The sequence below is a fragment of the Pseudomonas sp. Bc-h genome, assembly GCF_002080045.1.
GTDB lineage: Bacteria > Pseudomonadota > Gammaproteobacteria > Pseudomonadales > Pseudomonadaceae > Aquipseudomonas.
This window is the reverse complement of record NZ_MUIN01000033.1, coordinates 1-791: the sequence shown is the minus strand read 5'-3', so window position 1 is coordinate 791 and position 791 is coordinate 1. Positions and strand designations below refer to the sequence as shown.

Here is a 791-nt window from a genome sequence, read left to right as displayed (position 1 = left end):
AGATGGCCGCTGCCGTAATACAGGCGGTTGAGCCAGCGGCCGTCGGGGACCTGGGTTTGCGTGAGGTTGCCCAGTTCGTCGTAGTGGTGTTTCAGCGATCCGCTCGCGCTGTGTTCTTCCAGCAATTGCCCGAGGGCGTCATAGGCAAAGCCGAGTTTCTGTTGCTGACCTTGAAGGTCGGTAAAGGTGACTTGCGTCAGTTGATCCAGTGGGTCGTAGTGGTAGTCGGTGCGGCCATCAGTGGTGACTTTGGCGCTCAGCCGCCCGAGCGCATCGCGTTCAAAGCGCTGCACCAGCGGCTCACGGGTGTGCTGTTCGCTGTCGGACGGCGCCGGGAAGTGGTGAAGCCGAAGTGGATTGCCCAGCGCGTCGTACTGATAGCGCTTTTGACTGCCATCCAGATCCTGCTGGGCGATCAGCTGATCTCCTGCATCCCAGGCAAAACGGTAACTCTCGCCGTTCTCGTTGGTCAGCGATTGCAGGCGGCCATAAGCATCGTAATCAAATTGCACCTGCCGCCGATGAGGATCCAAGCGCTGCCGCACCTGACCCCGGCGGTTGTAGTGATAGCGGGTCGTGTCGCCCGCAGGATCGGTATACCCCGTCAGTTGCCCGCTGGGGTCGCGCTGGAAACGCTCGACCCGTCCGTCCGGCAATGTGCGCTGTAGCAGACGACCCCGGGCATCATGCTGATAAAGCGTCTGCTCGCCCAAAGCATTGTCGACGCGTCGCAAATGGCCCCGCGCGTCGTACTTGAACCATGTCCGGTAACCCGAGCAATCGGTCCTGTC

Annotated in this window: 1 pseudogene; it reads right to left on the bottom strand. The window is 61.1% G+C overall.

Features of this window, described 5'->3' with window-relative positions:
* Window positions 1-791: pseudogene (locus BWR59_RS31695) on the bottom strand (RHS repeat protein); the annotation flags it as partial.